Origin of the sequence: Tunturiibacter empetritectus, assembly GCF_014201375.1 — a bacterium.
Classification (GTDB): Bacteria; Acidobacteriota; Terriglobia; order Terriglobales; family Acidobacteriaceae; genus Edaphobacter; species Edaphobacter lichenicola_D.
Genome location: NZ_JACHDZ010000002.1, coordinates 58,486 through 77,787 on the forward strand (window position 1 = coordinate 58,486; position 19,302 = coordinate 77,787).

Below are 19,302 nucleotides of genomic sequence, written 5' to 3' on the forward strand. Positions count from 1 at the left end.
GGAGCCGCACACTTCGCCTACTGCTGTATCACCCTTCTCCAGGTTCTTCGCACGCCAGGATGCCGGGGGCACTACAGTGCCACCCGATACGGTTCACCCACTCACTGCTCTTGTAGCCGGACTTGGTGGCCGGCGAACACAAAGGGTCTTCTGCTGCTTGGTGGCGATGGCGTCCGACGCGCCATGCAACCTTCAGACAAGTGTTTCCGTAGAGCACCATCTCTCCCGTATTTTCCCTGCTCACCCTCGGTCACTCGCTTCGGTGCTTACCCCGCGCCCTGCGGCACTTCGATGTTCTGCTTCGGCTACGCCGCCCTACGGGTCTGGGTTTCCAAACAAAAATATCCCGCGCAAGATGCGCGCGGCTGCGGCCCAAAGTGCGGGCGAGATTTTTCTTCGGAGCCTCCGCAGAAAGCACATCTCGGCCTTGGGAGCGGGGCACCTCGCGTCGCTTCGCGCAGGAGTGTCCCGAGCCCAATCCGGGCAAATACAAACAGGAGAAATGACATGGCACTCTACGAAAACAACATCAAGCTGAAGGGGTTCCTGGGCAAGGACGCCGAGAACTTCGCCACCAAGCAGCAGAAGACCTTCACGGTCCTGTCGCTGGCCACCAAGTCCGGCTACAAGGACAAGCAGAAGAACGAGTGGGTGAACCACACCGAATGGCACCGCATCGTCGCCTTCGGCAAACCCGCCGACTACGCGAAGAACCTGAAGAAGGGCGACTACGTCGAGATCGAAGGCGAGCTGCGCAGCACCGAGTACGACGTCCAGGTCGGTGAGGGCAAGAAGAAGACCACGGTCAAGCGCCGGGGTTGGGAGGTGCGCGCCAGCATCGTCAAGAAGCTGGCGCAGCCCGAGAGCTCGCGCGGAGAGAATCCCGATGCCGAGCCGATCACGGAGGACGACGCGGCTTAGGCCGCGTTGTCCTCCCTCGGGAGGTTTCGCCATGAATATCTTTGAGAACACCCTCAAGTTGCGCGGCTTCCTCGTCAGCGATGCCGAGGTGCCTGCTTCGGATGGAATTACTGACGACGCTTACGCAATCCTGTACCTGGCAACAATGTCCGGCACGTGGGACATCGCCACCAACGAGTGGACGCCACGCACCACGTCTAACCGCATCGTCTGCCCTGGCCCCTGGTTCTGCGGCTTCACCCGCGGCATGAGGCGGGGCGACTATGTCGAGGTCGAAGGCGAACTTTACGTCCACGACTACGAACGGCCAGTCGTAGTGGCAGGGGAACGCTTTTCTGCCAAGCGATATGTCTGTGAAATACGCGCGCTTCAAGTTCGTAAGCTGGAGCGCCCGTTGATAGTCGTCGATACGGGTGAGGACGGCTAACGCCGTCCGCCCTCTTTCGCGGAGAGGCGGAAACCTCTCCGCTTTCTTTTGATCGTGCCGCGCAAAGATCGCGGCGGAAAGGATACCGATGATCGCCAACGCCGTCTTCGTCGCCACGCTGATCTTCCTCGCGCTCGGCTTCTGGTCGATGCACGAGCTGCACTTCCTTGTGCCGTGGCGCAGCCTCATCCTGCACCGCTACCTCCAGAGCATCGCGCTCTACGCCGCTCTGCTCTTCGCCAACATCCTCGGCCTTACCGTCTGGATCGAGCGCAAGTTCTTTCTACGCGACACCGGCCGCAAGCTCAGGCACCTCGATCAAGAGATACATACGGGACAGAGCGAACTCTCTGGCGAAATCCTTGCGCAGTTCGGTGATGAGGAGGAGCGCTGACGATGCAGAGCGAAGACGAATATCTCGACCGCACGCCGGACCTTGTGGCCAAGGTCCGAGCCATGCGCGAAGCCGCCGAGAAAGAGATGAACCGCTTCACTGTTGTGGCCGACTACGACGTGCGTCGTGTCGTCGGCCAAAAGCCGCAGGCGTCGCCGATTTCTGTCGAAACCGTCCCGCCTTCTCCCAGCGTGGAGCAATCGAAAAAGACTTCTTCCAAGCCATCGACTGTACAGACCTCTATTCAATTTGCGCCCGCTCCTTCGGAGCGCGGCGATGATGGGGAGGGCGCATGAGGCTGGACATTCCGCAGGAACAGCCGCGCCGCCGCCAGGGAGAGAATACGGCTCCTGGCCCTTCGGATGCGCGGACGCCTGCGCGGAAGCTGCCGGACAATCCGATCCTCCATCGCCTGAAATCTCTGAAGGAGCGTGCCGCGGATCATCGCTGGACTCATCCGCCCGTTGAGCGCAGGCGTCCTGAACCCACGCAGGATGTGTCCCGCGAACGCCGCCTCCCTGTCGCTTCGGCGGAGCCGCGCCGTCCGGCCCGGACCGCCAGCAACGTGTTCGGACTTGAACTGCGACCGGAAGAGAAGAACCTCCTGCGCGAGGTAGGGCGCTTTCGCGTCATCCGCACAGTGGATCTCCGCGAGACGCTTTACAACGGAAAGACCCGTCCTCTGGAGAATGATCTTAAATATCTCCGCGACAAAGGCCTGATCGAAGCCCAGCATGTCAATTTGCGCCGCGATGGGCGACGGCGCACGATTGAGCGCGTCGAGGTCGTCACGCTCACCAAAGACGGTCGCAGCCTGCTCCTGAGGCAGGGCGAGCTGCCCAAAGACCAGAGGGTCTACGCGGGATTGGTCAAGCCCCGTGAGGTCGAACACGATTCGCAGATTTATCGCGCGTATCGAAAAGAAGCGCAGCGGATCGAGAGCAAAGGAGGCAGCAACCTCCGCGTGCGCCTCGACTTCGAGATAAAGTCCGGCGTGCAGAAGGCCATCTATGCCGAGCGTAAAGCCGATCCTAAGCGAGATATCGCAGAGATCAAACAGCAGGTCGCCGAACGGTTCGAGCTGCCGTTCGTCGATGGCAAGATTCAGATTCCCGATGCCCGCATCGACTATGACCTGCCACACGGGACGGATCAGGCACTAAGCCCGGATCAAGGCTCACGCACTGGGCACCAGGACATTGAAGTCCTGACTGCCGCCTATCACGCCGGTCACCTGCGCTCCAAAGCGCAGGCCGGCTTCCGCAACTATGCCTCGGCCTCCGACCGCTCGTCCCTGACCGCGAAGATCCATGAAGACCAACACCTGATGGAGAACATTCTCGACCTATGACACTGGACTATGACCCGATCGCATCGCTTGAATCCGTTGGGTATCTGGAGCGCGAAGCCTCGTTCCTATACCTCGTCGCCATTCACTCCGGCTACTTTCTGAGCAGGCAGTTCTGCCAGTTCGTGAAGCGGGAGCGAGGAGCACTCCCCACGCGCTTTCTCGAAAAGGCCAGCCGCCTTCATCACATCCGCGTCATCGAGTGTGGCCGTGGTCGGCACATTTATCACCTGATCTCGAAGCCGGTTTACGAGGCGCTGGGCCGCCGCGACTCTCAGAACCGGCGCATCAAGGGCGACGCGCATGTCAAGTCCCGGCTCATGGTGCTCGACTTCATCCTTGCGAATCTTGGTGCCAACCTTCTCGAAGACGAGGTCAGTAAGGTCGATTTCTTCACCACGCAGTGCGGCGTGCCGAACGAGTCGCTGCCCCGAAGCTACGCCGGGCGGTTGATGTATTTCTCAGATGGGTTTCCCATCCTCGTCTCCAACACCGGCATCCCGCGCTTCACTTTCTTCGACGAGGGCCAGGTCACGGCCACTCGCTTCGAGCGTTACCTCAAACAGTACCAGCCCCTGTTTGCGGCGCTCGGCGAGTTCGAGCTGATCTACCTGGCCGACACCGAGAGCAGCTCTGCACGCGCCAGTGCCACCTTCAACCGCTTTGTCCCCCCAGACCGGCTGCGTGGAGTGACGCAATTGACCCCGATGGGTGTGGAGCACTTCATCGAATACCTTGCCGCCAGCCATCGCTATGAAGCGAAGGGTAGCGTCAGCAGCGCCCGCGATCTTGAAGTCCTGCGCGAGGGAGAGCACCGCTACACCACACTGGAACACCGTGCTCTTCAAGCGGCATGGAACAACCAAAGCACCGGTGCCGACAGAATCCGGCAGAGATTCCTAAACAAATCTCTGCGTGCCACCTTCACGACCGTCGTGCTTCCGTACAGCTATCCGGTCTACAGCTTGCGACAGAGCGCTCCGTCTCAGCAGGGGCACGGGACACCCCAGCGGACACGCGAGCGGGCACAACCACAGGAGACTTAGTGATTCGAATACAACGAGTTATGCAAGTAGATGGGGTCAGGGAGAGATATGTGCTGGGGGCGGGAGCGACCCCAGTGCTCCGCACTTCCCGCGTCGGCTATACCGCGCTGGTCGCTTCCGCCCCGAGGCACCAAGTATCCAGAACAGATCTGGCGCAGATACCGGATTGATCTGCGCAGAACATGAAGCGGATCAGTTCAGCATCAGTGGTTGATCCATATCGCATCCGGGAAGGATACGCACTTCATTGACAGGAGACATCCATGAGCAAGCTGAAACTAGAACATGGCGTAAGCAAGATTCGGCGCGCGAAATTGCAATCTTCCATCGACCAGACTGTAGCCGAGGACATCGAGCTACTGGCGCAATGGTCAAATAACGAAACCAATCATGTCGTCAACGAGCTGCTGCGCTTCGCGCTGACTCAGGAAGAAGACTTCCAGAAATACAAGGCCAGCGCTGCCGCGACCGCTGCGCGGGATGCCCATGCTACGAAACCAAGACCCACACCAACCAAGCCGGTGTCCGAATCTGCTGCTAAACCGGATGCAACTGCAACAAACGCCACTGCTCACGCATAGAGAGGAATCGACAACATGGGCTTCAGAGTTCAGCTTCAGAAGGTCATCCGGCCACTGGTCGAGAACCGCATCGTGCTCTCACTAGGCATTAGCGTAGCCGGTGGCATCCTCCTCAACAGTATGTTTCCTCTCAACACCGCAAATCCAATCCTGCGCCTAATCGAATTCGAGCGGCCTCTCCTCTTTCACGCAGTGGCGTGGAGTTACGACCTGTTTCTGTATTCGACCCTGTTCATAGCCTGCTCCATGATTTTCTCGCTGCTGTACGTCCACCTCTATCGAGACGAATCGGAGACGCCAGCCGGTTCTCTGCCTGCGTATCCCAACCCACGCACACGAGCCGGTCTGTCTCTGATCGTAGGCGAAGTCCACCGCCAGCTCGTCCCGAAGCCCAGCTCCGCTCCGCAGTGGCTCTCGATTCCAGAGCGCGGCCTCTACACCGGCATTGCATCGTTCGGCTCTATCGGTTCGGGCAAAACCTATGGGCTGATTTTGCCGGCGATGCGCCAGTTGTTCGCTTATCGTGCCGACGACCCAGAGCGCAGGCTCTCGGGCATCGTTCTGGAAGTCAAAGGCGATCTCTGCCGACAGCTTCAGGGCATCCTTAGATGGTGCGGACGGGAGCACGATTACGTTGAGGTCTCACTCAACGGCGACATTCGCTACAACCCACTCAACAACTCGCTCGATGCCTATGCCCAGGCGTTTAACATCGCCTCCATCATCACGTCGATCTGGGGCAAAGGCAAGGAACCGTTCTGGCAGCAGTCCTACACGGACCTGGTCCGGTACGTGATCCTGCTTCATCGCATCCGCGATGGATACCTCACTATGGTCGATCTATTCCGCACCGTCATCAGCGCGGGCAAGCTCGAAGATCTGCTGACAGAGGTTGGGTCGCGTTTCAGTGCCGCCAGCTACATCGGAATGACCAAGGAGGCGTACCGGGACCATGAAGGTCTCCTGTCTCCGCTTGGTTTCGAGTGGAATAAAGATGCGAATGTTTATCTGATCGCATGGACCGAAGCGCTTGAGAAACTGCTCACACAGGAGACCTGCGCAGCCTTCGATGTCTTCACTCGCAAGCCTTACCCACCGGAGCAGCGGGATCGCTTCGACAGCATCCAGTATTGGTATTGGGAGCACTGGAAGTTCTTCCGCTCCGAGGTCAAGACTTCCATTATCCAGGGCATCGCCGTCTTTCTCTCGCTCTTCGAGACCGATCCCGATGTGCGCCGTGTCTTCTGCCCACCGAAAGAGTTGTACGACGGCAAGCCGTGCTCTACGGATCCCACGGGCCGCGTCTTGGCACCCTTCGACGAGTTGATCGAATCGGGCGCGGTCGTGGGGTTGAACTTTCCCGTGGCGCTGAACCCGGCGTTGGCGAAGACCATCGGCACCATGATGAAGATCGACTACCAGCGTGCTGTACAGTTGCGCATTCCCAGGATGGACGCCCACCCTGAGAGACACTATCGCCCCACCGTCTTCATCTGCGATGAATATCAGAACTTCGCTACTGTTGGCGGCGATAATCCAACCGGCGATGAACGCTTCCTGTCGCTCTCCCGGCAGCCCAAGTGCATTCCCATCGTTGCCACCCAGAGCATCTCCAGTCTGAAGGACGCGCTGTCCAACGAGGGAGTCAAGACACTCCTGCAGGCCCTCCGCAACAAGGTCTTCCTGACAACCACCGATCCCGAGACTGCCCGATATGCGTCGGAATTGTGTGGGAAGGCGGACCGCACCCGCATCAGCTACAGCGTCTCCGAGTCCTCCACCAACGCTAACGTCGGATGGCTCAGTGGCCGTACTTCATCCAGCAAAGGCTCTGTCTCCGCTTCCAAGCAGTACCAGAAGCATATGGAGCCTCTGTTCGAAGAGAAGGTCTTCTTCGATCTCAAGAATGCACAGTCTGTCGTCGTCGCCTTCGATGGCATCAGCCCATTGCCGCCGACGTATTGCTATCTCAAGCCCGATTTCCTGCCCATCACCATGTCCTGGTTCGACCAGGAGAGGATCGCCTTCGATCCAGAGAGGATACCGTCTTGAGCTTCGATGTAATTATCCCGTTCCTGAAGCCGATCGAGCATCTGCTGCTAAATATCGGCATCTCTGAGATCATGGTCAATCCCGATGGCTCGGTTTGGATCGAAGAGCAAGGTCACATCGAGTTGCAGCCCGGTATCCATTTCGAGGATGGTGCGCTGCTGACTGGCCTCGAAGTGATCGCCAACCGCTTCGGCAAGAAGCTTGATGCGGACTCTCCGATCATGAATTTGCGTCTTCCGGACGGAAGCCGAATGGCAGCGCTCATCCCGCCAGTCGTCAACTCAAGTCCGATGATGACCATCCGCAAGTTCACCTCGCGGAACTTCAATATTGATGACCTGATCGAGCGTGAGATGCTGACCGACTCAGAGGGCGAGACTTTAGCAGACCACGTCCGGCGTGGCGACAACATCCTGATCTCCGGCGGAACCGGCTCCGGTAAAACAACCCTGGCAAACGTACTGTCCGCGTTCATCCCCGATAAAGACAGAATCCTCATCCTTGAAGATGTCGCCGAACTCAATATCAGGAAGCCGCACGTTATATCCGCCGAGATCCAGCTCGATACGCACAGGAGTCAGATCGGTTTCGGCGACCTGCTCAAGGCTGCGCTTCGCCACAGGCCGGACAGGATCGTTGTAGGTGAGATTCGCGGTGCGGAGGCGCGCGTCTTCCTCGATACCTTGAATACGGGCCATCGTGGATCGCTGACGACCATTCATGCCAACAGTGCTCAGGATGCATTGCGGCGGCTGGCCCAGCTTGCCACGCGTGGTTCAGGATGGAGCGCCCCTTTGCGTGACGTTGAAGAGGAGTGCGTAAGGTGCATCGACGTGATCGTGCATGTTATGAATGAGGACGGATGGCGCCACGTCACAGAAATTCGCACATATGCATGAATGACCGTTCACCAAGCAGCTCCATATCGGAGGACTATTGTCCCGGTGCTTCCCAGCCTCTGCTGGTTTGCTGCAATCCGACCTGCTCGGTCGTCTTCGATCCGCCGTTGAGATTCTCTCGGATGTCCGGGAATGCCCGCTGCACATCCGGGCGTTCCGCCCATGCTGCGGGGTTCGCGATCTTATAGGTGTAGGTGACTTCAGTCTGAGAGATCGATCCCAGCGCCGCCGGCTCTGTCCACTTAACGATGGTATCGACGGTCTTCTGCCCGTAGCAGAATCCTCTGGGCTGCCCAAGTGTGCCGGGAATCTGCCGAAAATATTTCTGGCCCTCCGCTGTTAGCTGGTACCGCCTCACCAGTTGGGGCGGAGTTGAACCTCGCAGCGAATCGAGCATTCCGTGAACGACCGATGTTGTATCGGTCGCCTGTACCAGAGTCGCCTGCTTCAACGCCTCCAGCTTTCGACCGATCCCCAATTGTTCATCTTGCTCCGAGCGCGGAACATCGATTGGAAACTGGCGATCCATCACTGTACATACTTGTCCATGCTTCATCAGGTGTTCGTTGATGGCCTGCGTGAAATTTGTATCAATCGGTTTTTTTGCATCGTTGCAAGCAGTGAGAACGAGTAAACCGACGATTGAGACGAGACGGAAACGATTATGCATGCGCGATCCTCCTGACGTGATTGTTTTGAGGTAGCTATTGATGAAGCCTTCGATCAGAGCGGTGATTGCTCATCCGCAGAGAAGCGGTTTCAGTCCATATGCGGTCGACGAATTGCCTGATCGTGTTGTCACTGCGATCATGTTCGCGTCGAATGAACACGCCGCTCTTTAGCGTGAGAAGCCGATCCGCCAATGGCCTGACCACGAGGCCCGAGCGCATTGAGTCGGCTGAAGAGCGAGTCATAATCGCGAGTCCCGTGCCCTGACTAACCATCCACAGGGCTTCTCTCGGCAGATAGGCATCGGCTACGATATTGAGCGCAACCCCCAGGCTCTCGAAATGAGTCACAATATCTTCGTGCCTTCCGGGGAGGGCCTTCCGGCCAACTGCGATCAGAGGTTCGCGGTCTAATTCCGTAGGGTCAATAGCACGCTTCGTGCTGAGTGGATGACCTGTGGGCAGGCATACCATCAGCGGTTCTTCCATGAGTTGCTGTGCGAAGAGGTCAGGCTCATGAAGAGGCAAATAGCCGAATCCAACATTCAGATCGCCTTGCAGAACGCTAGTAATGACTTGGTGGGTCAGCAGACTCTCCCTGCTGATCTGAAGAGGATCATCCAGTCGCAACTGCAACTGGGAAATAATTGCCAGAAGCTTCCAGTTGAGATGGCTGGAGTACCCGATGTGCAAGTTTTTCGTTTGCACTCGCAGAAATGCGCGGATGCGATCTACGCCCAGCGACGCATGTCTGACCGACTCACGCGCGACAGGCAGGTAGAGACTGCCAGCGTCCGTTGGCAGCATTCCGTTTGCTGTCGAACGGAACACCGGAGTTCCCAATTCGATCTCGACACCTCGCACTCTTTTGCGAACCGCCGACTTCCCGACGCCGAGGTACTTCCCGGCCGCTTCGAACGACCCTTTTTCCGCTACCGCGAGGACGGCAATCTGACCGTCCATAGTTACCCTGAGCCGACGCATAGCGACCACAAACTGCTAATGCCGGGCACAACATGCAGATGGCGAACCGCACCCGACAGGCCCTTTCTCCAACCAAAAAGTCAAAACCGTCCAACTTGGCGCCCGTTTTACAATCGCGTTCCAAAAATGAATGGTGTGACTCTGTGAACGACGATCTTGAAACAAAACAATCTAGTAAATTAGGTGTAGCTGCCCAATCAAGCTAAACCAAATACAACAGCCTTGTGCTGCACAAAATTATAGGGGTGAGTTATGTGTCCACGCAGCATCGCCACGCCAAGCTGGATCAGCTGCGGCCCATAGGTCTGAGCCTCATGTGAAACTGAGCCAATCAAAGCACCCTTTCGACCGCGCAATTCAACTAACATTTCCGGAATACCTTCCTGGCCCACAATTGCTGTGTGCTGCTCACGAGAGGCATCTCGGACAGCTTGTAGTGTGCCGAGAGCGCTGGTGTCCGTGGCTGCTGTAATCAAAATGCGATCGGTGAGCGCATGACTCTGCAAAAACTCACCCACAACCTTCGCACTCGAACCACGCTCAGACCCAACATTGAGTTGCACATATCGGTCCAGGGATACTCGCGGGAAATGTGTTTGAACGCCCTCAAACGAACCAGCGATACGGCTATTCACTAAGCTGCATCTGTCACTCGCATTAAGTCCTAGAACCCAATCCACTGTTCCCTTCCACTTAGCTCGGGCGTATTTCGCAAGGAGTTCACCAGCTTCGAAGCCAGCCTTGAAGTTATCGACTCCGAAATAGACGGCGTGCGGAATCGAGGTATCCACGGTGATTAGCGGTATGCCCGCACTGGATATAGTGTGACCTACCAGAGATGCTGATTGCTCCTCAATCTGGAACCCAATGATCATATCGGCTCCATTCGCTACTAAGTCCTTCGAATTTCGCACGCAGCCCGCATTGCTATATTGGTTGTCTCGCTCCATTAGCTCCACGCCATTAGTCATTGCCGCTGACCGCAGAGATGCGACGACAGCTCCAGCAAACGGATTCTTTTCGCTCTGTCCTGCGAAACCGAAGCGCATTCGCTTCGGGCGCGCGAGACGACTGTATAGAGTCTCATTTCGAGCCAAATACCCGCGGCTCGCAAAGGTTTGTAGAACGCGGTAGATGGTGCTTTTCGCAATTTGAGGATGCTGCCTTGCGAGGAATTCCAGAGAGACCGGCTCTTTCTCCATTTCAAGCGCCTCTAGGATATCCAAAGCTTTAGACAACATTGGGATGACATAAGTCCGCTGAGATGGTCGCTTCGTGGAATATATCTCCGGCTTAGGCAACGAAGAGATATAGGTTTCAGAGCACCGAGGTGGCCTTGACGGATGCTTATCGATGACCGTAGGTATCGCTGTATTATCCATAATCACACCTAGACCATTCATCAGGTTGATAAGTTCAAAAGATTAGCTATTCATGACTCCAAATTGTTGTTGTTTGACTGCTCATAATCCACCACACCTTGTTAGAGCCTTTTTCGACTGTCTTGTCGTATGAGTGCTCATTGGACTTCAATTAGAGCTAGAGATCGGGGAGTCATTTCGATATCGATTACAGTTGGTAACAGCACTGTTCGACGGGTCTCAAGGCCATCGATGGTTAGCTTTAACTGTTTCTGTCCGGTAACCGCTAACTCCACGCGCGGCGATTCGCCCAAATCAGCATAATTAGCCAACACAATACCAATTCTTCCATCGGGTGCTTGCCAGATCGCAGATTGTACTAAGGGTTCCTTACCCCAGCCAAAGTCGCGAGTCATTACATTACTTACCTTCCACGGTCGCAGCATACGTCCAAAAACGAGGTAATCTCGAGCTATTCCCGTTCGAAATTGATTGGCTCGTTTAATCCAATCGACAATTGCGACCTGATCTGGAATAGCACGGTTCCATAGTTGATCCCAATCGTATTCAATCAAGCCTTTATCGCGCAGGGTCACGTTGACCATATAGCCGTTGACGATCGCCCTTGCTACGGAGAGCCGTAGAGCTTCATCACTAACCCGGTTGGTGTAGAACCCCTGATGGCCATTGCCATATTCATGATAAAGGAAGGAATAAAGAGGGCACATGCTAGCACGGGCATCCCAAGTCTGAAAATCCTGCAAATAGCTCTCCGGCGGCGCTCCTTCGCACGACATGATGACTGCAGCTTTCGTCGATCTCGCCGCTTTGGTGTCCGCTTGAATCAACCCGGTGAAGGCTGCTGTCATCCACGGTCCTGGAACTGGCGGGTGTCCATGATCGGCCGCATAACAAGCTCTGGGCCCTGGACCTTGATCGAACTGCTGGATGACAGCGGGTCCGAGTTCCGACATCTTTCGCGTCATATCCAGAACCATTTGCCTGCCTTTCTCAGTTCCAAGGCAAGCGACATAGTTTTTGCGCCAAGCCCAGACGTCCTCAAGCAGGCTTCCATCCCACTTGCGAGCAACGGCCGCTTTACCGTCACGGGATTTAAAATATGCCATGCCATCGTAGTTCGTGTTCTTTTGCCAGGTAACCCAGGAAAGCCCATCTCCATACAGAACGGGATACCAGCCTTTTTCTTTTGCTCTGGCCATGAACTCTCGCATCGCGGCCTCTCCTCCTAAAGGAGGGAAGGCATCGGGTTGCACCCACGGGCCACCATGCTCCCAATTAAAAACAATGGGCATCAAAGGGCATTCAAGACCAGCTGCGAGCTTCTCAAGATAAGGCAAGGCATTCGTCGCGGGAGTGTATTCCGCATTCACAGCGGCGGGAGGATCCCAGTCTCCTTGGCCGCGCATCGGAAAGGCGATGGCGACGGGAGAATCCGTAAGCCACGCCGGATGATCTTTCCTTTGTGCTAGCTTGGTCGCGCAGAACGGCTGCTTCGAGGCCCAATCGCGGTAGATCTCGGCGGCAGCATACCAATCGCCGTGGAACGTTCCAAGGACAACGTTGTAGGACAGCTTTAGGGTCGATGGGCCACGCGTGCCAGGGTAGTGACCCAGTCCCATCGTAACCCCATCTTCCTCTATCAATGGATCGATAAATTTGGGCAGACCGGAGGGATCGTCACACGCCACATAAAGGCCCCCGGCATCGTTGTAGTAGGCCATCAACTGGGTCGAAGTCCATTGTCCAGGATAGTTGTTGTATCGCCAGAGTTCTGGAGTGTTGCGCTGATTGTTGCCCCATGGCCCTATCGACATCGAGGGCACGACCGGGCTTGCCAACCCGCCATCTGCAAAGGACCAGAGGATGTGACTAGGATCGTCATCCACAAGCTTGTCAAACGGAATCTCGATCAGCGGGAACTGTATGTGCCCGATCCATGAGGTGGTGCCATTCATCAACTCCAGGCTCCAATAGGTAAGAGTCTCGTTTGCCGGGCAACGCACGGTCACACGTGCCTCAATGGGTAAGTCGGCAATATCTTTATACTCAATCGTGATTGTCGGCTCCGCCTCCTCTCCATTTTTACGTACCGTTACCACCTTTGCTTGTAATGAATCAATGGTAAGGAACTCGGAGTGATCATTCATCAATTCCATCTTCAAAAGCGGCAAACGAACATGATTTGAAATAAGCAAATCGCGATCGACGCCAAACGTAGATCGGAACGAAACAATGCTCCCGGTCTTCGAATTAATCAGCAATCGGTAACCTGAATTCAATACGATCACAGGTTCGGTAGCAAGAGCTTCGCGGGAGATAGCGATGTGACCGTCCTCGGCCATTGCGGGCGGCGATTCGCAAGCCAGAACGGCATCCAAAGAAAGGGGAAGGCATGAAGTTGCCGCCGTAGAAGCAACTACGGAGAGAAATCGCCTACGCGAGAGTTCCTTCGAATCAGTCATTTATTGATCGTCCTTTTGCTTCCCTGCGTGTAGCCCGGTTCCAACGAGGAAGAGCTTCTAGCACACGTGGATGACTGGAATTCCCAGCAACGCTCCTACTTTTTCAATCGTGGAAGCGAGGTGGCCCACACCAATGGCACAATGGTGTGCAGGTCCGGCTGCGCTCCATTCCGAAAGAAACCGTCGCGCTCCTATCGAAAATCGATAGCGACTATTCGTGTTGCCGATCTCGAGAGTCGGACCTGGAACCGATTCTCCTTCGGCTACGACCAGCTTGAAACCTCTTCCAGGATCTTCGGCAAGGGACAGGAGTGTGACAGGCCCATGACGGACAGACATCTCGATCGACAGACCACGGCCAACCTTTCCGTGATAGACAGCAAGCGATCTGACCTTAGGCTTCCCCTCCGCGATTGCTACATGTCCAGGACCGTCATGACCCATGAGCACAACATCATCCTCAAAGTCTGTCGCATAAAACTCGCTGAACGAACCTCCCGCCCCTAAAGATGACAGGATTTTCATCGCTAGGACATTCTTAACTTCGTACTCGCCAGCAACAGGTATCCCCTTTGCGGTAAGCAGTGAAGTACCAAGAATAATGGAACTGATCGCCTGCTCATTTTCAATGTTGCCTGTTCCTTTGTGGTAGTAGGCGACCGACTTCAGCCCATGTTGCTCAACAAGCCGGTCCAGCGCAACTGAAGTCCGAGCAGCCTCGGCTATATCCGTAGGGTCACAACCATCTTGCATCTCGAAAGCTTGTTCGAAGAGTTCAACGCGGCTCTCAATTACCTCTGCTTCCGCTTCTGCGCGTAACCTTGCGAGCTCTTCGACTTCAAGAATCTCGATATGAACTCCAAAAACTGCGCTCAGCAGCGTAAGATCCGTATAGATATCGAGCATTCCGGAGTAGTAGTGTCCCAACAATCCAAGCCGGTTCTGTTCCAAATCTGCCACAACCTGTGCCGCGCTGATCCAGTCGTCAACGTCCTTCCAACAGGCATCTTCTCCTTCGAGAACGCCGGTCACCTCGTGCATCTCAATCCCTGAACGGCGAAAAACATTCACGAACTCGGGGAGAGGACAAGCGGAGCAATACGCAAGCCATTCCCCTGTCATTGATTGCCTGTCAGGCAATCGGTTGAAGTTTGCGTAGTCAATCCTGCTTGTCGGTTGAAGATTAAGTACGATTAGAGGCACCTTCAGACGCCGCATCAATGGCAGCACGGTCGCTGATAGGGCATATGTTGTGATGTACAAGAAAACTATGTCAACGTCTGCCCGGCGTAGCTCGTGACTCGCTTCTAGTGCGCGATTCGGCGTATCAATAATTCCAAGATCAGTGATCTCAACGCCTGGTCTGCTTAGCCGGATGGCAACTTGGCTCATATAGCCGTCCAGTCGCCTTTTCAGTTCTGGAAACTGAGGCCAGTACGCTTCCAGTCCAACACCGAACAATCCGACACGCAGGTTCTGTTCACTGGATACTGCAGCAAATGACGAAACTTCTAAAAGCGATGTATTTATTTTTGTCATGAGCGATTCAGGCCCCAAATACTTTCTGGATTGAATTGAGATAAGCCATCCCGTGAGTGGCGTCAGGTTCAAGATAACTACCCTCTGTCCACTCGTTCCAGGAATTAATATTTAGAATTTTTGGCTGATTTGTAAGGCCATCCATATAAACCTTTGCGTTGAGGAGACCTTGCTGAAACAGCTCCGGGGTATTGTTTACAAGGATGCTTGTATAGGGATAGTCAGAATGCTCGAACTTGTCGCATTGGCAGGTTCGCGGGCTCGGGTCCCAACCCATACTGACGTCGGCCTCGTACGGAACTCCAAACATCGCGTTTGCTTCTTTCCAAAACCCTGGCGCAGCCCGTAACGCTGAGGCATAGTCAACCGTAGGAAAGGTATTCATCTCGAAATGGTGGAACCACGTGTAAGACGTGACACTTTGGACGCGAAGCGCGTGAAGAAACGCCGCCGGATCGGAAATCGACTTGATACCTGCAGCGACTGCATTGAAGTAGACGTCCCTGAATCCGGCCGATCGCACCTTGGCACGAAAGCGCTCAAACGCTTCTCGGGCTATCTCGAGGCCTCCCATCCTATCCACAAGATTGGCCAGCTCGTAGATGGAAAAATATGGACAACCATCTACTTGAAAGTAATGATTATCCCTGAAATAATGCGTGACAATATAGTCGGTAATTCGATCGAACTCACTTGCACTATATGTCCCCTTGTAGAGAAGCGCTTTCTCCTTTTGGTCGAGCCGAGCAGGCATTAGATTGTACCAATCATGGTTAGCCCACATGATGCAGAAGCTGACGTCATTCTTATTTGCGGCGACCTGATAGCCCTCCTCAACAGCACGCTGCAGGAACGGCTTTCCCTCGTACCAGTACCAGTCAAAGATGAAATGGTTTATTCCCGCTTGATGTGCCGCTGCAGTCTTCTTCTCGAACGCAGCCGGAGTGGCCTCGTCCAGGTAGCCCCACGCAGGCTTTTTCGGTTGATCGTGTCCGGCGAACTTAGGTTCGCCCCGTTTCAGGATCTCCCACTCCGTCCAGTCCTTTCCATGCACCTCCTCGTTTCGAGGATCTACGTGAAAGTTGGGAAAATAGAACGCGCCAACGTTGTACTTATTAGACACGGGCACATTCGGTGCAGCTCTGGCCGTCGCAGCTAAGGCACCCATCTTCATGAACTCACGTCTATCTAAATACATTCAATTCTCCAATATGGTGTCCACGGCAAGCATCCTGTTCTGTAGATGCTTGCCGTCGTGTCGCGGGCAATTTGCTGGTAACACTGGTCAAGCACGACTAGAATATGGCCTTCAGAGACAACTGAATCACCCGCGATCCACTAACGCTAGTAACTTGACCATACGTCGGCGATGCAACGGTCTGGTTGTAAGCGGGCAGACTACCCTGCGGATGATTCAATGCACCTAATAAATCCGCGCGAAGCTGCAAAGCCCGTACATCGCCAAAGGAGATGGTCTTCATCGCAGACGCATCCAGATTTGTGTACCGGGGCCCGATAATGTCGTTCCTGCCTGCATTACCCAGCACTCCAATGCCAGGCTGTACAAAGCAGGTTGTGTCAAACCAGTGGTTGAAGCCTCTGCTGGAAGGTGAGTTACCATTGCAAACCTGATTCGCGTACTGCAAGTGATTACCTCCGGTCTGAGAGAGGTCGTTCGCAAAGACGCTTGTCGGTGTTCCACTTTGGGCGATAAAGATTCCGCTCACCTGCCAACCGCCGATCAGTTCACGCTTAAGTAAGTTGCTCGATTGTTTTCCGTACGGCAAATCGTAAACCCCGGACAGCTTGAAGACGTGTGTCCGGTCGAAGTCAGCACGGCCATAGTCGAGACCTAAATTTGAAGCTAAGCGTGGTGTTTCATTATCAGTGCTGTCGTTATCAAGAGCCTTCGACCACACGTAATTCGTATTGAATGTCAGACCATTCGAGAACCGTCGTTCAAGTTGTGCTTGGAGAGCGTTATAGTTGCCGTAGGCTACATCTGCTGCTTCCAAGACATCTCCGACATAGGCGTAGGGGCGGCGCGAGCTTATTGGAGTTATGTTTGATGGGTCAGGTGGCGTGGCTTGATTCGGATTGATCCTCTCTTGCAGGTGACTCAATTTATTGCCCAAATAAGTGATACTGGCCAGCCAATTGTTCCCGAAGGATCTTTGCACAGCAAGATTCCACTGCTGCACATTTGTTGTGGGCATATTGAGAGCTGTAGTGAAAGGCGAAAGTACGCTGCTATTGGGATTTGCAACAAACACGTTTGAGATTGCCGTCGGCGAATCGACCGCAAAAGTATTAATCTGTAAAGTGTAGTTCGGTTGGTTCGCAAGCAAGAACTGCAACTCGTTATAAAGAAAAGTGCTGTAGTAGATCCCGTAGCCACCCCGAAGAACTGTCTTATCATCGACCGAATATGCAAAGCCAAACCTTGGCGCAAAATTGAGATAGTTCTGGCGAAATGTTCCAGGATGATTGGTATTTGTTGCGACGTCATACACGTTAGAGTGTCCGTTGTGATCGCTCGGGGACTCATAAAAATCGTAGCGAAGCCCCAGATTTAAGGTTAGCTTGGGAGTTAACTTCCAGTCATCCTGAACATATGGCATCACATAGACCTGCTTAAAATCTCCAGTTGTGTAACCATTTGCTCCGTATGCCTGGTTGGAAAGGCCTAATAGAAAATCGGCAACGTCTGATCCGCCCTGCAAGTTGCTGATGCTGTGATTCGAAGTATATTGGCCGTTAAAATTTAATTGGCCATTGTTCCAAATCACCCAGGACGCATTAAAATCGATTTGACTGACATCTAATCCAACAAAGATTGAGTGCTTCCCGATCGTCTTGTTTAGTTCGTCTGTGTACTGGTAAAGATGCTGGTTAGCTCCGTCGGGAGCGAACGCGTTACCTAATCCAGAGTGTGAAGAAAAACTAACTGTCGGAGGAAGCTCTTGGATGGTCGCAGGAGTAATAAAAGGCAAACCGAAGAGCTTACTATACATCTGTTGACCGGCTCCAGCTAAGGTCTCGAAAATATTGCTATGGTTGTAGCCAAAACGGGCTACATTGACCAATGTCGGACTAAACGTATGGGTTTCTTGCGCATACCCATTGGTCGCATCCTGGATGTTCTGTCCCGTAAAAAGTGACACTGCACTGAATGACGGCGTGTTAGTTGTTGGATTGTTTACTTCAATCGCACCGTATATAGAATCTCTACTGCCTATGTTGTAGTCGAGCCGTCCCAAGTAGTCGTCAAATGTTGTCTGCGGCGTAAGGTTTTTTTGGAAGTTATTCCCAGGAATGGCGCTTCCGTTGGGAAGCGGAAAGTACGGTAAATAGTTCGTGGCAAAAGAGCTGATCCGCGGCGTGGGAATTATGTTGCCGGGAAACGGCGATATCGTGCCTGTTGTTGGATTATAAGTATTGGGGTCGTAGATAGTGAAAGGGTCTGCTGAGAAGTCACCGCTTCGTTCCGCTGACGTTGGCACGAAAGCCTGTTGCGTGAAGCCAGTACTGCTCCTAAGGCCGGTATAGGAAAAGAAGAAGAATAGTTTATTCCGGAAGATCGGTCCCCCAATATTGACCCCGAAGTTGTTGTATCTAAGCTTAGCTTTGGTTGTACTAAAGTAATTTTTCGCGTTCAGATCATCATTCCGAAAATAATCGTACACCCTTCCATGAAAGGAGTTTGATCCACCTTTAGTGATGATGTTGACCACAGCAGGCTGGGCAAAGCGTGCTGACGCGCCGTTCGCCTGAATACTTACCTCTTGCACGTCTTCCGGCGAGGGTTGCAGATTTGCGGTTTTGGTTAGGAGATTGTAGTTCGTGACACCATCCTGCAAGTAGCTGGTATTCCCGTATGTCGTACCGCCGATGGTCAGACTGTTGCCTCCGGTCTGGAAAAAGTCGATGTCGCTGTTACCATTGCTGGTCGCGTAGGATTGAACATTTGGAGCAGCGGTCAGTGTGCTGAACACATCTCGACCGGCCGAGGGCAGATTTTCGATTGTTCTAGAAGAAAATGTGCTACTCACTTCATGGCTCTCGGTTTGAAGTTGAACACCGTTAGCCTGCACCTCAACCGTCTGATTGCTTCCACCCACCCCAAGCTTGAAATCTGCTCGTATTATGGCGTCAAGGGTTACTTCTACTGTAGAGACTTGGTTGGCAAAACCAGCGGCTGCGACCGTTATTCTGTAGGACCCCGGTTGTAGTGATGGCAGGCTATAGACACCAGAACCGTCGGTTTCCGCAACCCGTTGCAGATTAGTCTCCGTGCTAGTCACAGTGACGGAACACTTGGGAATCAAGCCGCCTGACGAATCCGTAACTGTACCAACGATCGTTCCAGAAGCCACTTGGGCTTGCAACCCTGAGCAAAGCAAAACTGCAAAAAACATCGCAGAAATGATGCAAATTAAGAGACGACGTCCGCCTTTCTCAACGGCTTTGGCCTGGGGCTGGGATTCTGACGTTATAGCTAATATTTGATGAACTAATTGTTTTTGCATGATGCGGTTTGCGCCTCCTAATGTACTGCCTCTATACAGCAGCGCCGAATCTATTAGGCGAACAAGAGCT

The 19,302-nt window shown here is 54.1% G+C and carries 16 protein-coding genes; 9 read left to right on the forward strand and 7 right to left on the reverse strand.

From position 1 onward, the window contains the following. The first annotated feature begins 507 nt into the window (after nt 1-507). The 9 genes from HDF10_RS06320 to HDF10_RS06360 all read left to right on the forward strand — a co-directional run bounded on the left by HDF10_RS06320 (nt 508) and on the right by HDF10_RS06360 (nt 7,668). A complete protein-coding gene (locus HDF10_RS06320; protein WP_183811718.1) occupies nt 508-921 on the forward strand; it encodes a single-stranded DNA-binding protein in 414 nt (137 codons plus the stop codon). Between the two features lie 31 nt (nt 922-952). Further along, nucleotides 953-1,348 carry a hypothetical protein gene (locus HDF10_RS06325; RefSeq protein WP_183811719.1) on the forward strand — a complete coding sequence of 132 codons (396 nt, stop codon included), beginning with the start codon at nt 953-955 and terminating at the stop codon, nt 1,346-1,348. 88 nt (nt 1,349-1,436) lie between these two features. Then, a complete protein-coding gene (locus HDF10_RS06330) occupies nt 1,437-1,742 on the forward strand; it encodes a hypothetical protein (RefSeq protein WP_183811721.1) in 306 nt (101 codons plus the stop codon). 2 nt (nt 1,743-1,744) lie between these two features. Beyond that, on the forward strand, nt 1,745-2,038 hold the full coding sequence (locus tag HDF10_RS06335; RefSeq protein ID WP_183811723.1) for a hypothetical protein: 294 nt from the start codon (nt 1,745-1,747) through the stop codon (nt 2,036-2,038). After that, the gene (locus HDF10_RS06340; RefSeq protein ID WP_183811725.1) at nt 2,035-3,093 is read left to right on the forward strand and encodes a hypothetical protein; all 1,059 of its coding nucleotides are present in this window, start codon (nt 2,035-2,037) and stop codon (nt 3,091-3,093) included. The genes HDF10_RS06335 and HDF10_RS06340 overlap by 4 nt, the downstream gene beginning before the upstream one ends. Continuing rightward, entirely contained in the window at nt 3,090-4,136 is a 1,047-nt protein-coding gene (locus HDF10_RS06345) for a hypothetical protein (protein WP_183811727.1), read from the forward strand. The genes HDF10_RS06340 and HDF10_RS06345 overlap by 4 nt, the downstream gene beginning before the upstream one ends. 263 nt (nt 4,137-4,399) lie before the next feature. After that, a complete protein-coding gene (locus HDF10_RS06350; RefSeq protein ID WP_183811729.1) occupies nt 4,400-4,717 on the forward strand; it encodes a hypothetical protein in 318 nt (105 codons plus the stop codon). Nucleotides 4,718-4,732: 15 nt separating this feature from the next. Next, nucleotides 4,733-6,769, forward strand: coding sequence for a type IV secretory system conjugative DNA transfer family protein (locus HDF10_RS06355; RefSeq protein ID WP_183811731.1), 2,037 nt, complete (start codon nt 4,733-4,735; stop codon nt 6,767-6,769). Then, on the forward strand, nt 6,766-7,668 hold the full coding sequence (locus HDF10_RS06360; RefSeq protein ID WP_183811733.1) for a TadA family conjugal transfer-associated ATPase: 903 nt from the start codon (nt 6,766-6,768) through the stop codon (nt 7,666-7,668). Before HDF10_RS06355 ends, HDF10_RS06360 begins: the two co-directional genes overlap by 4 nt. 34 nt (nt 7,669-7,702) lie before the next feature. Here HDF10_RS06360 and HDF10_RS06365 read toward each other — a convergent pair whose 3' ends face one another. The 7 genes from HDF10_RS06365 to HDF10_RS06395 all read right to left on the reverse strand — a co-directional run bounded on the left by HDF10_RS06365 (nt 7,703) and on the right by HDF10_RS06395 (nt 19,232). Continuing rightward, nucleotides 7,703-8,338, reverse strand: a complete 636-nt coding sequence (locus HDF10_RS06365) for a hypothetical protein (RefSeq protein ID WP_183811735.1) — start codon at nt 8,336-8,338, stop codon at nt 7,703-7,705. Between the two features lie 34 nt (nt 8,339-8,372). Beyond that, nucleotides 8,373-9,299 (reverse strand): LysR family transcriptional regulator, encoded by a 927-nt coding sequence (locus tag HDF10_RS06370; RefSeq protein ID WP_183811737.1) that lies wholly within the window; start codon nt 9,297-9,299, stop codon nt 8,373-8,375. 218 nt (nt 9,300-9,517) lie between these two features. Further along, nucleotides 9,518-10,702, reverse strand: a complete 1,185-nt coding sequence (locus HDF10_RS06375) for a substrate-binding domain-containing protein (protein ID WP_183811739.1) — start codon at nt 10,700-10,702, stop codon at nt 9,518-9,520. Between the two features lie 137 nt (nt 10,703-10,839). Next, complete coding sequence (locus HDF10_RS06380) at nt 10,840-13,164, reverse strand: DUF6259 domain-containing protein (protein ID WP_183811741.1); 2,325 nt, start codon at nt 13,162-13,164, stop codon at nt 10,840-10,842. 57 nt (nt 13,165-13,221) lie between these two features. Next, nucleotides 13,222-14,775, reverse strand: a complete 1,554-nt coding sequence (locus tag HDF10_RS06385) for an arabinose isomerase (RefSeq protein WP_260177697.1) — start codon at nt 14,773-14,775, stop codon at nt 13,222-13,224. Then, nucleotides 14,711-15,901, reverse strand: coding sequence for a glycosyltransferase WbsX family protein (locus HDF10_RS06390; protein WP_183811743.1), 1,191 nt, complete (start codon nt 15,899-15,901; stop codon nt 14,711-14,713). Before HDF10_RS06390 ends, HDF10_RS06385 begins: the two co-directional genes overlap by 65 nt. Nucleotides 15,902-15,998: 97 nt before the next feature. Beyond that, nucleotides 15,999-19,232 carry a TonB-dependent receptor gene (locus tag HDF10_RS06395; RefSeq protein ID WP_183811745.1) on the reverse strand — a complete coding sequence of 1,078 codons (3,234 nt, stop codon included), beginning with the start codon at nt 19,230-19,232 and terminating at the stop codon, nt 15,999-16,001. Between the last annotated feature and the right edge of the window lie 70 nt (nt 19,233-19,302).

What these genes read in the sequence shown, in the direction of transcription:
- HDF10_RS06380 (WP_183811741.1), bottom strand. Translation starts at nt 13,164, where the DNA reads ATGACTGATTCGAAGGAACTCTCGCGTAGGCGATTTCTCTCCGTAGTT.
- HDF10_RS06325 (WP_183811719.1), top strand. Translation starts at nt 953, where the DNA reads ATGAATATCTTTGAGAACACCCTCAAGTTGCGCGGCTTCCTCGTCAGC.
- HDF10_RS06330 (WP_183811721.1), top strand. Translation starts at nt 1,437, where the DNA reads ATGATCGCCAACGCCGTCTTCGTCGCCACGCTGATCTTCCTCGCGCTC.
- HDF10_RS06350 (WP_183811729.1), top strand. Translation starts at nt 4,400, where the DNA reads ATGAGCAAGCTGAAACTAGAACATGGCGTAAGCAAGATTCGGCGCGCG.
- HDF10_RS06370 (WP_183811737.1), bottom strand. Translation starts at nt 9,299, where the DNA reads ATGGACGGTCAGATTGCCGTCCTCGCGGTAGCGGAAAAAGGGTCGTTC.
- HDF10_RS06335 (WP_183811723.1), top strand. Translation starts at nt 1,745, where the DNA reads ATGCAGAGCGAAGACGAATATCTCGACCGCACGCCGGACCTTGTGGCC.
- HDF10_RS06355 (WP_183811731.1), top strand. Translation starts at nt 4,733, where the DNA reads ATGGGCTTCAGAGTTCAGCTTCAGAAGGTCATCCGGCCACTGGTCGAG.
- HDF10_RS06390 (WP_183811743.1), bottom strand. Translation starts at nt 15,901, where the DNA reads ATGTATTTAGATAGACGTGAGTTCATGAAGATGGGTGCCTTAGCTGCG.
- HDF10_RS06365 (WP_183811735.1), bottom strand. Translation starts at nt 8,338, where the DNA reads ATGCATAATCGTTTCCGTCTCGTCTCAATCGTCGGTTTACTCGTTCTC.
- HDF10_RS06375 (WP_183811739.1), bottom strand. Translation starts at nt 10,702, where the DNA reads ATGGATAATACAGCGATACCTACGGTCATCGATAAGCATCCGTCAAGG.
- HDF10_RS06320 (WP_183811718.1), top strand. Translation starts at nt 508, where the DNA reads ATGGCACTCTACGAAAACAACATCAAGCTGAAGGGGTTCCTGGGCAAG.
- HDF10_RS06340 (WP_183811725.1), top strand. Translation starts at nt 2,035, where the DNA reads ATGAGGCTGGACATTCCGCAGGAACAGCCGCGCCGCCGCCAGGGAGAG.
- HDF10_RS06345 (WP_183811727.1), top strand. Translation starts at nt 3,090, where the DNA reads ATGACACTGGACTATGACCCGATCGCATCGCTTGAATCCGTTGGGTAT.
- HDF10_RS06395 (WP_183811745.1), bottom strand. Translation starts at nt 19,232, where the DNA reads ATGCAAAAACAATTAGTTCATCAAATATTAGCTATAACGTCAGAATCC.